General features: G+C 41.6%; 8 protein-coding genes. All 8 read right to left on the bottom strand.

Features of this window, described 5'->3' with window-relative positions; translation table 11 throughout:
* Positions 1–43: 43 nt before the first annotated feature.
* The 8 genes from C8D97_RS05185 to C8D97_RS05220 all read right to left on the bottom strand — a co-directional run bounded on the left by C8D97_RS05185 (position 44) and on the right by C8D97_RS05220 (position 14,600).
* Positions 44–793, bottom strand: a complete 750-nt coding sequence (locus C8D97_RS05185; RefSeq protein ID WP_109762624.1) for a flavodoxin family protein — start codon at positions 791–793, stop codon at positions 44–46.
* 163 nt (positions 794–956) lie between these two features.
* Positions 957–5,897, bottom strand: a complete 4,941-nt coding sequence (locus C8D97_RS05190; protein ID WP_109762626.1) for an NAD-glutamate dehydrogenase — start codon at positions 5,895–5,897, stop codon at positions 957–959.
* Positions 5,898–6,089: 192 nt separating this feature from the next.
* The gene (locus tag C8D97_RS05195) at positions 6,090–8,405 is read right to left on the bottom strand and encodes an efflux RND transporter permease subunit (RefSeq protein WP_109762628.1); all 2,316 of its coding nucleotides are present in this window, start codon (positions 8,403–8,405) and stop codon (positions 6,090–6,092) included.
* Positions 8,406–8,422: 17 nt separating this feature from the next.
* Complete coding sequence (locus C8D97_RS05200; protein ID WP_109762631.1) at positions 8,423–9,400, bottom strand: WD40/YVTN/BNR-like repeat-containing protein; 978 nt, start codon at positions 9,398–9,400, stop codon at positions 8,423–8,425.
* Positions 9,401–9,546: 146 nt separating this feature from the next.
* The gene (locus C8D97_RS05205; protein ID WP_109762633.1) at positions 9,547–10,914 is read right to left on the bottom strand and encodes a DUF1329 domain-containing protein; all 1,368 of its coding nucleotides are present in this window, start codon (positions 10,912–10,914) and stop codon (positions 9,547–9,549) included.
* Positions 10,915–10,928: 14 nt separating this feature from the next.
* Entirely contained in the window at positions 10,929–12,728 is a 1,800-nt protein-coding gene (locus C8D97_RS05210) for a DUF1302 domain-containing protein (protein ID WP_245411396.1), read from the bottom strand.
* Between the two features lie 302 nt (positions 12,729–13,030).
* Complete coding sequence (locus C8D97_RS18570) at positions 13,031–13,252, bottom strand: DUF2835 family protein (protein ID WP_109762637.1); 222 nt, start codon at positions 13,250–13,252, stop codon at positions 13,031–13,033.
* A gap of 43 nt (positions 13,253–13,295) precedes the next feature.
* On the bottom strand, positions 13,296–14,600 hold the full coding sequence (locus C8D97_RS05220; RefSeq protein ID WP_109762639.1) for a saccharopine dehydrogenase C-terminal domain-containing protein: 1,305 nt from the start codon (positions 14,598–14,600) through the stop codon (positions 13,296–13,298).
* Positions 14,601–14,606: the final 6 nt, after the last annotated feature.

The raw sequence follows: 14,606 nt of genomic DNA on the forward strand, positions 1-14,606 counted from the left end.
TTAACAGCCTCTTTTATTTGGGCTCAATATCCTGCAACAATCCTTACCGATAATCAGGGTTTGGGTGATCAAAGCGACATCCCGCTTCCCACTGATCGCGCTGATTACCCAATGCCGGAAAACCACCTTGCTGTTTTAATACTCGGGCAAGGTGCATCAAATTCCAGGTCATAAAAGTAGTGTTACGCTGAGTAAATTCATTTTCAGGCCCTCCGGAATCAGGATCATTATAGGATGGCCCAGGCCCGGCTTCGCCAATCCAGCCGGCATCCGCCTGAGGTGGAATAGCGTAACCTAAGTGTTGTAATGAATATAAGGTGCTCATGGCACAATGCTTAACACCATCTTCGTTTCCGGTCACAATACAACCACCAACACGGCCATAATAAATATACTGCCCTTTATCGTTTAATTTACCAGATTCACTGTAGAGCCGCTCAATCACTCGTCGACAAACTGAACTCACTTCACCAAGCCAGATTGGCGTTCCTATCACTAAAATATCGGCTGCCAGTACCTTCTTTGATAACTCGGGCCAGTCATCCTTATCAAATCCATGCTCGGTCATATCCGGATATACGCCCGGTGCCAATTCATAATCCACTGGACGAAGCTCTTCAACCGCCACACCCTGCTTCAGCATAATGGATTTAGAAACCTTAATCAGAGCTTCGGTATGCGATGCTGTGCCCTTGGGCTTTAATGTGCAATTTAAAAATATCGCAGTGAGATCAGAAAAGTCACTGGCGGGATTGCTATCGGATTTATCTTGTTGTTTGGATGATTTAGACATGATGTCTCCTCAGGGCAAGAATACAGAAAAAACTATTAAATAATTTTGCCAAGCATTTAATATCAAGTACTTCCTGCTAAACAACCTAAACTAAACGATTGTTTAATGCGCTAAGGATTACTGGCTGTCAGTTTAATCTGACAGCCAGTGGTGTTCTACTCTCTCACTTTTTAGAAGTCGATACTTTCTTTTTCTTCTTCGGCTTATTGATCGATTCTAATGAAGCAGAAGATGTAAGCGCCGACTCCTGTGCTACAGCTGCCGTTCGAATGCAACTTTGCACCAAAATCAACAGCTCTCTTAACGCCACAGAAAATTTAGCAAACTCATGACTGCTACTGCTTCTAAAGTCAGCCACCATATGCCGCCAACGATCAAGCAGCTCTTCATTCTCTTCGAGCCATGACTGAATTTTTTGCTCAGCTGTTTTACTTTCAGGTGTCATTTGAATTAATGCCACGGTCAAACTGCGTTGTTGCCAGTCGAGTTCTTCGCGGAACGAAGCTCGGGCAAATGCTTGCCAATGATTATCAACCGGCTGTAATACAATTTGATCAAGGAACCAATGCAACTCAAGCTCTGCACCCAGCTTATAGTAAACATCCGCAACCATTTTTATCGATAGCCCTGTCATTTTCGACATTTCTACTATATCCAGTGCTGAAAACATGGTACTTAAATAGGTTACGTTTGAGGCAAGGCTCGCTGGCACTCCTTGCTCAACCATATTATCAATTTTCTTTTCCAGTCCTTTAGACTCAGTTTTTTCCAGAGACTTTGTTACTTCTTTTTGCAATTCCTGAACACCGGATTTGAAGTATGAAATACCATCAGAAACCGCAAGATTTTTACGTCTGTGTCTAAGGAACCACCGGGTACAACGTCGCACCATTCGCTGTGTTTGATAAAGCATATCGACCTGAGTGGCTGCAGGTACTTTGTGATCCAGACTTTGAATATCTTTCCATAAGCTTCTCATGGAAAAAATCTCTTTTGCCAAAGTAAAGCAAATACCAACATCGGCAGGAGTAGCACCCGTTTCATCAATAATTCGGTAAACAAAGTTACTGCCAAGATAATCCACCATTTCATTCGCAAGAACCGTTGAAATAATTTCATCTCTTAATGGATGCTGCTTAATTTCTTCAACAAACTTTTTACGAAGTGGTTTAGGGAAGTAGCTGATCAACTCTTGTTCAAAATAAGGTTCATTGATAATTTCTGGACTTAAAAGCGTCTCTTTTAAACCCATTTTTCCATAGGCAAGTAGTACAGCCAGCTCACCTCGAGTTAACCCTTCACCTTGTGCCATTCGCTCCAACATTTCTTCATCCGATGGCATAAACTCAAGTGAGCGATTAAGCTTGTTGTCTTTTTCGAGCGCATGAATAAAGCGCATTTGCTCTTTAAGCATAAACGGCGCACGGGCTTCTGTTCCACTGATTGACTGCGCTTGCAAATAATTTTCTTGCAATACCATTTCTGCAACTTCATCGGTCATGTCCATAAACAACTTGTCACGTTGTTTACTGGTCATGTCACCAGCCTCTACCACTTTGTTCAGCAGTATTTTGATATTAACTTCATGATCAGAACAATTTACACCACCAGCATTATCAATAAAGTCTGTGTTGCATCGACCGCCTTGACGCATATATTCGATACGGCCTAGTTGAGTGAGTCCCAAATTACCGCCCTCGCCCACAACTTTACAGCGCAGTTGATTACCGTTAATTCTTAAGCCATCGTTTGCTCTGTCACCCACTTCATTATGATGCTCGCTTGATGCTTTTACATAGGTGCCAATTCCACCATTCCATAGCAAGTCATATTCAGCCTGTAATAGCGTATGAATGAGTTCATTAGGCGCCATGCTGGCACGCTTAACTCCCAACAACTTTTTCATTTCAGGAGAAAGTGGGATCGATTTGGCAGCTCGGGAAAATACACCACCACCTTTGGAAATTAGTTCTGCGTTGTAATCCTCCCAACTGGAGCCGGATTGTTCAAATAATCGCTTTCGTTCTTTCCAGCTGGATGCGGCATCGGGCGTGGGATCAATAAATATATGCAAATGATTAAACGCACCCACAAGTTGGATATGTTTTGATAACAGCATGCCATTACCAAACACATCCCCGGCCATGTCGCCAATACCAACAACGGTAAAGTCCTGAGTTTGTGTGTTGTGTCCTACTTCCATAAAGTGACGTTTAACACTCTCCCAGGCACCACGCGCAGTGATCCCCATTTTTTTATGGTCATAGCCAACGCTTCCGCCGGATGCAAACGCATCCCGTAACCAAAAGCCATAATCCAGAGAAATACTGTTGGCAATATCAGAAAAGGTTGCAGTTCCTTTATCAGCCGCAACAACTAAGTAAGGATCCGGTTCATCGTAACAAACTACATTTTCAGGGGTGATAACCTCTTCGTCATGATAATTGTCTGTTATATCCAATAGACCTTTTATAAATAGCTTATAGCAAGCAATGCCTTCTTTCATAAAGGCTTCGCGACCGCCTTCTGTCGGTAGCTTTTTACAGACAAAGCCACCTTTCGAACCGACAGGAACAATCACCGTATTTTTGACTTGCTGAGCTTTTACCAGCCCTAAAATTTCAGTTCTAAAATCTTCACGTCGATCAGACCATCGCAATCCGCCCCGGGCAACTTTACCGCCGCGTAAATGCACACCCTCAACCCGTGGTGAATAGACAAATATTTCGAACATTGGCACCGGTAATGGCACATCCGGTATTTTTACAGGGTTAAGTTTGAGTGAAATATAATCTTTTTGTTGTCCGTTTTCATCGAGCTGATAATAGTTAGTGCGCAATGTGGCATCGATTACTCGAACAAAGCGATCAAGAATTTTATCTTCATCCAGGTTACTCACCTGATCCAACATTTCGATAATATCTTTCTTGATAGCTTTAACTTGCTTTTCATCCTGTTTAACAGAAGGATCAAACTTACGAGCAAAATACTCAACCAGCTGCCGGGCAATTAATGGGTATTTAGACAAAGTTTCTTCAATATACGACTGACTAAAGGTAAAACCTATCTGCCAAAGATACTTCGCATAAGCTCTTAATATCGAAGTTTGTCGCCAGTCGAGACCAGCACTGAGCACAAGTCGATTGAATCCATCGTTTTCTGCACGCCCCTTCCAGGCTTGTAAAAATGCATCCTGAAACTTTGCCTTAACATCCTCAAGTACCAGCTTGGTACCAGAAGAATGGGTCATGCTAAAGTCCATTATCCAGCGGATGGCTCTGTCTTTTAACTCGATACGATGCGGTGTTTCACCCAGTACATCCAATCCCATATTTTCCAACATGGGTAAGACATCGGATAATGGTGTGGGTTGATCCCGGTGAAACAACTTAAATTTTAATACGCCTTCGGAATCTTCCTGCGGACGATACAACAACATACTTAGAGTTTTATTTTCAGATAAAGATTCTAAGTGCTTAACATCGAGTACTGCTGTTTGTGGCAGGGTTTCATCTTTATAACCAGAAGGAAAAGAGTCACCATACTGAGAAGCCAGGCGACCACCTTGTGCTTCACCGAATTCGATTTTAAGCGCGTCTTGTAGGTTATCCTCCCAGGAACGAGCAGCTTCTTCTAACTCATGCTCCATGGCCTGAATGTCGTAATCAATATGCTCAGCATTTTCCACCGGTACAGTAAATTGAATTCGCGCCAGAATAGACTCGGAGAAAGTAGTGGTGAATTTAATTTCACCGCTGGATTTGAATGTATCCGATAAGATATTGGTAATTTTCAAACGTAATTTTGTCGTATAAATTTCTCTTGGTACATAAACCATACAAGAGAAAAAACGACCGTATGGATCTCGACGCACAAATAATCGAATCAGTGCTCTCTCTTTTATGTGCATAACACCTACGGCAGTACTCAAGAGATCACTGATATTTATCTGAAATAATTCATCTCGAGGATAAGTCTCTAAGATATTACGTAATACTTTTGCGTCATGACTTCCACTCGGCAAGCCTGAATTATCCAGTACCGCCTGAATTTTTTCTCGCAATACCGGGATAGACATGGGATTGACGTTATAGGCTGCGGAAGTATACAAACCAAGGAATCGATCTTCACCGGTAACATTACCATCTTCATCAAAGCGTTTTACACCAATGTAATCGACATGTGCAGGACGATGTACGGTACTGATTGCACTTAACTTGGTAAGAACAAGCAATGTATTTGAGTCAAGTATGAGTCGTTGTGCACCTTTTGGAAGATCCGATAACGAATACTTCTTAGGTTCCCACAGTTTCATCGTCGCTAAACCAAGCGAAGATTTCTTATTCGGTGCCAGAAAAGTTTTACCCGATTGCTCTTTCAGGTCATAGGAGGTGTAAGCAAGTAAAGTAAAATGATTGCCTGAAATCCACTCTAAAAACGCTTGCGTTTCCTTGCGCTTTTCTTCTGATACATTCGATTGTGACTTTTCAACCCGTTTTAAAACTGAACGTAACTTTTCTTTCATAGGTGTCCAGTCATTAACGGCGGTTCGAACATCGGACAAGACACGTTCTAGATTCTCACGGATATCATCCAGCTCTTCTTGATCGAGCTGACGATCAATTTCAAGATACATTGGTGTGACATTGGAATGTTCTTTACTTTCTGAAGCCAGCTCTATCGATGAGATAACATTCTTGCTGTTGCGCTGTATCGAAATAGGAAGGTGTATGTGCAAATGAATGCCAAGCCCAAGCCGGTTTAACTCCATTCTGACTGAATCAACCAAAAATGGCATGTCCGGATGTACAAGCTCAATAACCGTATGACTTGAGCGCCAACCATGACTTTCAAACTCAGGGTTAAACACACGAACACAAACATCATCCTGATTGCCGGTATTTAAAAAATTCCACAAGCTTAGTACAGACGCATATAAATCGTTTGCGGCTCTATGATTTAAATCTTCAGGCGAAATGCTGCCATAAAAATATTGAGCAAAACGACTGACCACCTCGGCCTGATTTTTCTTAAACTTACTTTGGATCAGCTTGATAACGTTTTCTAGGAGCACGGGCTGATGCTCGGTAGTTATCTGCGTCATAAATTACTATCCTTCCTACTTTGTATTTGTGTATTTTGCGCAAAAGTGATTAATCGCTACAGGAGTATAATTCTAGGCTAATAAGCGGTGATTCGCATCAGCAAATTGACGAATTCAAAAGAAATTTTTGAATTCGGGCAGTGGACAAACCACTGCCCGAATATTAACGAGGACTTAGAAGAGATTGATTAATTATCTGCGATAGAAAAAGGAAGCCAACGCAGGTAATAAAATAACAGCGCCAAGCATGTTAAATAAAAACATAAAGGTCAGTAAGATCCCCATATCAGCCTGGAATTTAAGTGCCGATAACATCCAGGTGCTAACACCAATAGCTAGAGTGATACCGGTAAAGAACACCGCATTACCCGTCAAATTTAGTGTTTTATAGAATGCTTCACTGATAGGATCGCCCTCACGAATAAAATCAAGCATTCGCGAGAAGATGTATATGCCATAGTCAACACCAATACCAACCCCAAGCGCAATAACCGGTAAAGTGGCCACCGTTAGTCCAATTTCAAGCCAGGTCATTAATGCTTGAGCAAGAATGGAAACCAATGCTAATGGAATAATTATGCAAAGCGTTGAGCGAATCGATCGGAAACTGATTAAACACAATAAAATGACCGCTATATATACGCCAATTAACATTGGGTATTGAGCGGCTTCAACGGCTTCATTGGTTGCAGCCATGACACCCACAGGCCCCATTGCAAGTTTAAAATCAACCAGATCACTTGGATTATCTTGTTTGTATTGTTTTACAGCAGAAACCACTTGCTCGATAGTTGATGCTTTATGATCATTTGTGAACACCATTATCGGCATATATTGGCAATCTTTATCGAATAAACCTGCAGAGGTTTCAATGTAACGGATAGACTGAGCCAGCGTCGCTGTTTCTCGAGGTAACACTTTCCATTTTAAATTACCTTCAAAGAACCCTGCATTTAATACTTTTGAAATACTGGTTATGCTCAAAGTTGACTGAACGCCACTCAAGTTTTGCAAGTGCCATTGAAAATCATCAATGGTTTTCATTATTGTATAATCTGTGCAACCATCAACTTTGGTTTCAGCCATAACCGAGATAACATCGGTACCAATGGAAAATCTATCGGTAATAAAAGCTGTATCTTTATTGTAAACGGAGTCTGCTCTGAGTGCTGGAGCTCCTGCGTGTAAATCACCTATTTTCATTTCACTGGCAAAATAAACGCCTCCTATTGCCAAAACGGCCGCAACCAATACGGTTACTTTTGCTGCTTTTGGTTGCGCAAAACTTGCAAGTTTTCGCCATAAAAAGGTCTGCTTTTCTGCACCTTTAGTTACTCTTTTCGAGAATGACTTACCAAACTTGGCATAAGACAATAATACCGGCAGTAAAATTAAGTTAGTCAAAATAATTACGGCTACACCAATACTCGCGGTAACGGCCAGCTCTTTTATGATATCGATCTTAATTAATAGTAATGTCAGAAAGCCAACCGTGTCACTTAACAATGCAACCATACCCGGAATAAACAGTCGACAGCATGCAGCACAAGAAGCATCAAGAGGTGTTGAGCCTCCTGCAACATTTTTTCCAACTGCGTTTATCATTTGCACACCATGACTCACGCCGATAGCAAACACCAGAAATGGCACCAGAATTGACATGGGGTCAATACCAAAACCAAGTAAAGTCAGTAATCCAAGTTGCCATATAACCGCAACCACGGAAGTCAGCAACGGTAAAATTGATAATTGAATGCTATGTGAATAAAAGTAAACCAAAATGGCGGTAATGATGAATGCAATACCAAAAAACATCAGCACATCTTGAGCACCGTTACTGATATCGCCGATCATTTTAGAAAATCCAATAATATGAACTTTCAAATTAGGGTAATCGGACTCAAGCTCGGTTCGAATTTGCTCCAACTGACTGGAAACAGCAATAAAATCGGTTTGCTCCTTAGTATTTGGATCCACCGAGAAAAGCTGAGCAGAAACCATCGCTGCAGAAAAATCATTCGCGACTAACCGACCAACGAAACCACCTTTTAAAACATTTTTTCGCACAGTTTCTAACGATTCCTGACCACCATCAAAGGTTGCAGGAATGACAGGGCCGCCTTCCAGACCATCTTCAACAACTTCAATATAGCGCGTGTTAGGCGTGAATAAGGATTGAACCTGAGGCTGATTAACACTGGAAATTGCGGTTACTTTTTCTGTCGCTTTGTTTAACGCTTTAAAAAAGTCCTCATTAAAAATATCACCCGATGTATCTTCCAGTGCAATTAAAATCCGGTTTGCACCACCAAACTCTTCCTGATGCTTCAGATAAGTTTGCATATACGGATGTTCTAACGGAATATTTTTTTCAAAACTGGCGTCTACTTTTAGTTGCGACGCAAAATAAAGCATTCCCAAAGTGACAGCCGTAAACACGACCAACACCAGTACTCGGTATTTAAAAAAGGTATTTTTTATAAAATGATTAAGAGCCGACTGCTGCATATTCGCAACTCCCTAAATTATTGTTCTTTATTCTGGCCATCGAGACCAATTCTATTAACGCCTTTTTCACCTACCACAACCAGTGAATTGACTCCGGTTAATACGCCTGCCATCAAACCATTTCTATCTTGTCGCTGGATTTTACGGACAGTTTTTCCATCATCATTAGAAAATAACAAAACGCCATCCACACCAAGGTACATTAACTGAGAACCGCCCAGCTCGATCATGCTATTTATAGATGCCTGACTATTGGTTTTAATGGCATCCCAGGTTTCACCCTGATCTTCCGAACGAAATAAATGACCACGTAGCCCCATTAAATGCAAGCTACCTGAATTACTCACAGCCACATGAAAAAATGATCCTTCATAGGGAGATTCCAGTCTACTCCAGGTTTCACCAAAATCTTCAGAAACTGCAATAAAGCCAAGCTCACCAGCCATAAACAGACGGTTATTTTTGCCGTCATAACCCATACTATAAAAATGCGGTAATCCAAAATCTGGGTCTTCAAGTTCCGCTAAAGGCATTTGCTCCCAGCTCTGACCACCATCTTTGGTATGCAAATATAACCCATAGGCACCAACGGCAACGCCCCAGCCACCATCTCTAAACCAGACATCCATTAATGCTGGAAAAATAACATCTTCTTTATTTTGATATTGTAAAGCCCAGGTCTCTCCACCGTCGATAGTTTTTAAAATCACTTGTTGATGACCAACAGCAAACCCAGTGAGATCATCAATGAAAGTAACAGCAGTTAATGTTGATTCGGTTGGCGCAACGACCTGTTGCCAGCTCTCGCCATTATCATTCGATAACAATATGTGTCCTCGTTCCCCAACAGCCACAAGTTTATCACCAGATAACTGCGCAATATCGATAAGCAGAGACTGTTCTGCCTTAGCGGCGATCACGGACTGCTCAGCGGATACACCTGATGTACCTAACAAGCATAAAAACAAGGATAGTTTGATCAGTAATTTAGCCATTGTTACCTCTAATCTACTTTAGCCAGTGACGACTGGATAAACGACATAATTCGTAGAAAGTTAGTATTTTGATAATTTGTGGATTGAAGCCTAAAACATAAAATAAAGGCCGGAATAATCCGGCCTTATTAAACACATAGCTTGAATTAACGACGGCCTGCTCGACGTAACGCTGCCGGACGAAAATCTGATGCACTTCGTTCAATAGTGAAGTCATACATTTCGTCTTCATTATCCAGTCCTATGGCTATATAACGACCTGCTTTTAAATCATGGATTACATCTAATGTAGACCATAAAGCTGGAACATCATAGTAGTTAAGGGCGTAAGCAAACCCTACACGCCATAATTCATCGGAGTTATCGTATATGTCGGTAACCGCAATTTGATAGCTATCTTCATCCAAGTAGAACACACGCTTTTTATAAATATGACGGGTGTCTTCTTTTAACGTTGCTTCCACAACCCACACACGATGAAGCTCCCAACGGGTATAATCAGAATTGATATGGCCAGGTTGAATGATATTGTCATATTTCAGCTCATCAGAGTGTAATTGATAGCTGTTGTATGGAATATACATTTCCTTTTTACCCAAAAGTTTCCAGTTGTAACGATTGGGAGCGCCATTGAACAAATCAAAATCATCGGTTGTTCTTAAACCATCCGCTGCAGTACCGGGTGCATCATAGGCCACATTTGGTGCACGACGAACACGACGTTGTCCCGTATTATAAGTCCAGGCCTGACGTGGTTTTTTCACCTGATCCAACGTCTCATGAACCAATAATGCTGTACCGGCAAGTCGAGCAGGCGATAAAACCCACTGCTTGAAGTAAAACAGCATATTACCTTCTTCAAGCTGCTCTGGCGTCATACCTTCACGGGTATAAATTTGATCCAGTTCATCACGGAACTTAACCATAGTGTAATCGCCGTCACGGGTCGGTGTTGCCTGACCTGTGTCACGAGTAACGGTTACACCACGATAGCGAACAATATGATTCCAGATTGCTTCCAATCCATTTTGAGGAATCGGAAACGGAGCGCCTATCGCTGCATTTTTAAGCCCATTGCCACCTTCAACTAATTCCGCACGAGTAGCATTTTGCTTTGTTGCATCGTATACATACTGAGGGTAAGAAGCGGTTCTGCGAGAGGTATAAACCGGAATTTTGAAGGTTTCTGGATAAGCTTGAAACATCGCCATTATTCCTGGCGATAACTTGTCTTCAAACTGGGCAGCATTATCATCCGTTATAGTGAACAAGACTTTATCGTTAGGGAACGGGCTAGGATGATGATCACCAACCTTATACCCTGCTGGAGGTTGAGTTATCCCACCAGACCACGCTGGAATAGTTCCATCCGCATTACCTGCTTTTATGGAGCCCATTGGAGTTAGTTCTTTGCCTATTTTTGCAGCTTCTGCCGGACTGACCTTGGCAAAAGCACTGTGCGCCACTGCGAGTGCAATGGCACCTGAAAGAATACTTTTAATCGTTTTCTTCATTTGTCCAACCTTAATTAGAATGAGTAACTGGCAGTCAGTGAGACAAAGTCACGATCTGCTATGAGATTCTGGTTTCCGCCACCAAAGTATCGATTATAGGCAAAACCTATTTTATATCGTTTTAAGTAATCAAAATCAGCAGCAAGTGAAATGGCTTTACGACCTTCTACAAAGTTACTGATGGGCGCAGGTGTAATACCGGATACATCATGTTGGTAGACGATTCTAGGCGCCATATTCCAAGCTCCTATAAACCCTTTATAATCCGCCTTTGCAACTACACGATATCCCCAAGAGAAGTCATCTGCAAATGCGTTAGGCTCAACACCTTCAAAACCATTTGTCATTGTGCGATTAGGATTACCACTACGGTAAGTACCCGGCGCTTCAAAACGGAGTTCATCTGGCGTTGGCATACTTTCAATTTGATTAAACCCAACTTCAAGTAAACCAGTCCATTGCTCAGCACCCAAGCCGGGGCCAAATAAATTAGTCAGTGTCATTTGCCCTTGAATCGTATCAAACAAACGATAACCGGAAATATATTCACCTGGAGCCACAGAACCATTAAGTTGTGATGTGCCTCGAGGTACAGTGGGACTGACACCTTCCAGAGTAGCAAACAACAACTCAACATCATCAACCTGTAAAGGCTCATCAATTCGATAAGAAACTTCACCTGCGATGGATAGTCCACCATCAGTCGCGGTATTAAAACTAATGCCGTATAACTCAATGTCTTCTACGTATTCAAAGAAACCCGTTGTACCACCATTGGAAATAGCAAATTTATTAGCTGATATAACTGGACGTTTATTATGGTAATTAAGGTAATAAAAACCAAACTCAGTTGCACCAAGATCTTCTGCAAACCAACCAAGACGAAGACCATATTGACCATCATCACGCGCCTGACTGCGAGGGTCGTGTACACGACGAGCTGCGTTTAATGGACTAACAGGTTCCTGTGTCATTGGATTTAAAGTAAAACCTAACCAAATAAACTCTCCAGCATCACCAACAAAATCTTGAGTTGAAAAGTAACTGCCGGGCTCATCAATACGAATTTCTTCCCATTCAAATTGAACATAACCTTCTAAAGTAATGGTTGGGGTTAAATCAAGAGACGCCCAAAGCGTTTGCACAGGAATAAATGCTTCCTTAAGTTCTGAACCAGGAACACGCAGTTTTGTGACGTCTATAGGATTGGCTTCTGAAATGGAGTGTTGGATAAAAGTACTTTCACCCCAGTTGACAACCTGCTCACCAAGTCGAACTTGTAAAATTGCCTCATCAAAAAACCAGGTATTGTAAACGTAAGCATCGAGCAACCGAGTATCACTACCATGAATCTCCATGGCTTCATCAGAAAAACCAAAAGCACGTGGATCATTAGTTCTTATGCCACGCTGCGGATCTTGTTGCCAATAGGCATCGCTTGCATCTGCGGTTCCATAATAACGGAAATCACCATTTTTATATTTGTTATCGTAAAACCAGGCACCACGAACAAAGAACCCCACTCCGCTGGAATGCTGTAGTCCAAAGTCATGCACACCTTTTACAATTTCAGAGAAAGTATCGCCTTTATGAAAGTTCAGGTTGCCGTCGTCGCCGTTAAATGAAAAACGATTCCCAACACCGCCGTTATCAAAACTTTGTCCTCTAGCAATAAGATCGGCGCTTTGATTTTCAACTCGCCAACTGGCTCCTACTGAAAGCGTTGAATCAAAACTTCCTTCCCACTCGCCCCAAGAGATACCGACCGCCTGAGTAGCAGGAACTGCTAACGCCAGAGCAACGGCAGAGGCCATTTTGGCCCACTTTGGTGACGAGGATTGAGCACATTGGTCTAGCCCTTTTTTTATCATCTTTTTACCTTCCCCGTTTTTAACTTTTTGTTTGGATGCGGAATTTAAAGAATAGCTGAAATTCAGCTATCAAGAGTCAATAATCTTACTCTCAACCACCGAATTCTTACTATCACTATACTGCATACTTGGACTTTATTATTAAAAATCCTCCGACCAGTTTAAAGTGTTTTTTTAATATAATTATTTTCCTTTATTATCAACATGTTACAAGGCACCGACATATACTGCATCGCAGCATATGGTTAATTAATGAGCGATATAGAAACAAACTTGAACTCAGATGTCACAATTAATTGGAATCGGCCGGAAACTCCGTTTCGTGTCACAAAAGATTTAAAGTGTTTAGCAGGCAAAAGAATACGGGTGCCGTCGGTTGCCCGGCACCTTACATTTGAAGAGTATCCACGATAAATTTTTAACCACTCATCAGCCGTGATATGTATATCAAGTATGTATGAGTGCATTGATCACCACGAATAGGCAAACTAGAACATCATGCAAATAGAGTCATGACGCAAAAAAATGTTCATTCATGGCAGGCTCTGTTTTCTCATGACAGATAATGCCTTCCTGTTCCAGGCCTTCCAGTATTGGTTCATAAAAATGCCGATCTACCGGAATGTGTACCCCTTTATCCTCAATATCGCCATCTAAAATAAGTTGTGTAGCAATAGCTACCGGATATCCGACTGTCTTTGACATAGCTGAATAGCTTTGTGGATCGCCCTTAACAACCAATGTTGAACTCAAATATTCACGTTTATCATCAAACGCTAATTCAAACTTATGCTGTAAAGCGATCATGTCAAATTCATCCGCTTTATATTGCAGCTTTTGCTTTAATAAATTGCAAAAAGCATCCAGCATAGAGGGTTCTTTAGGTAATTGTTCATCCGAATCCACTCCTAACCAGTTAAATGAGTGCTTTACATGCTCGTTTAATGATAGTTTATTTTTCGTCAATGATTCCTCTAACCAGTCGCGCCAGGTCAATTCTGAGTTGACCTGCTCATTTGTGTTGAGCAATCCAAGTCGGTGCGCCATATCAAACACTTCGGAAAAACCTTTGTACCGCAAGGTGCCCCGAATAAGGTTATGAATTTCAGGTATTTTATAGGCGTCCTTATAGCCTGTAGAGTCACGATTTGGATAACCTTCAAGCTCAAAGTCGGTACCAATATCAACCGGCTTGGCACTGGCCAGTAAATCGGAAGACTCGATTGTTGCGACTTGATTATCTTTTAAATAACTGGCTTGGTTCAGTAATGCTAATAGCATCCCTCTTGGCGCCCATGCAAACTTATAACCTACTGGGTTATCATTACACTCTGGAGCCGGTAACCCTCCGCACCATGACGCAAAACTTAATACTTTACCGCCTTTATCGTGTGCTTCGTCGATAACTTTCATTGCAGAAAGATGATCAATCCCGGGATCAAGCCCAATTTCATTTAAAATCAGCACATCTGCATCACGAGCAGCTTGTTCTAAAGCGCGCATTTCATCACTGACATAAGACGCAGTGACCAAATTCTTTTTATGCTCAATACAAAGCTTGGCAACGGGCACATGAAAGATATAGGGCACCAGAGAAATAACGAGATCACTATTTTGTACCAACTCTGACATTTCATCTTTATTAGTGACATCGGCTGTCTGAGCAGAGTTATTTGAGTTATCGCCAGCCAAAGCTTCAGCTTCTGACAATATATTTGAAACTATCGTGAGTTTATTTTCTTCACGGCGATTCAAGTACTCAACAACTGGCGCAGCAACAAAACCTGCCCCTAAAATTAATATTTTACGATCCATAAACAA

Origin of the sequence: Pleionea mediterranea (genome assembly GCF_003148745.1) — a bacterium.
Lineage (GTDB): Bacteria > Pseudomonadota > Gammaproteobacteria > Enterobacterales > Kangiellaceae > Pleionea > Pleionea mediterranea.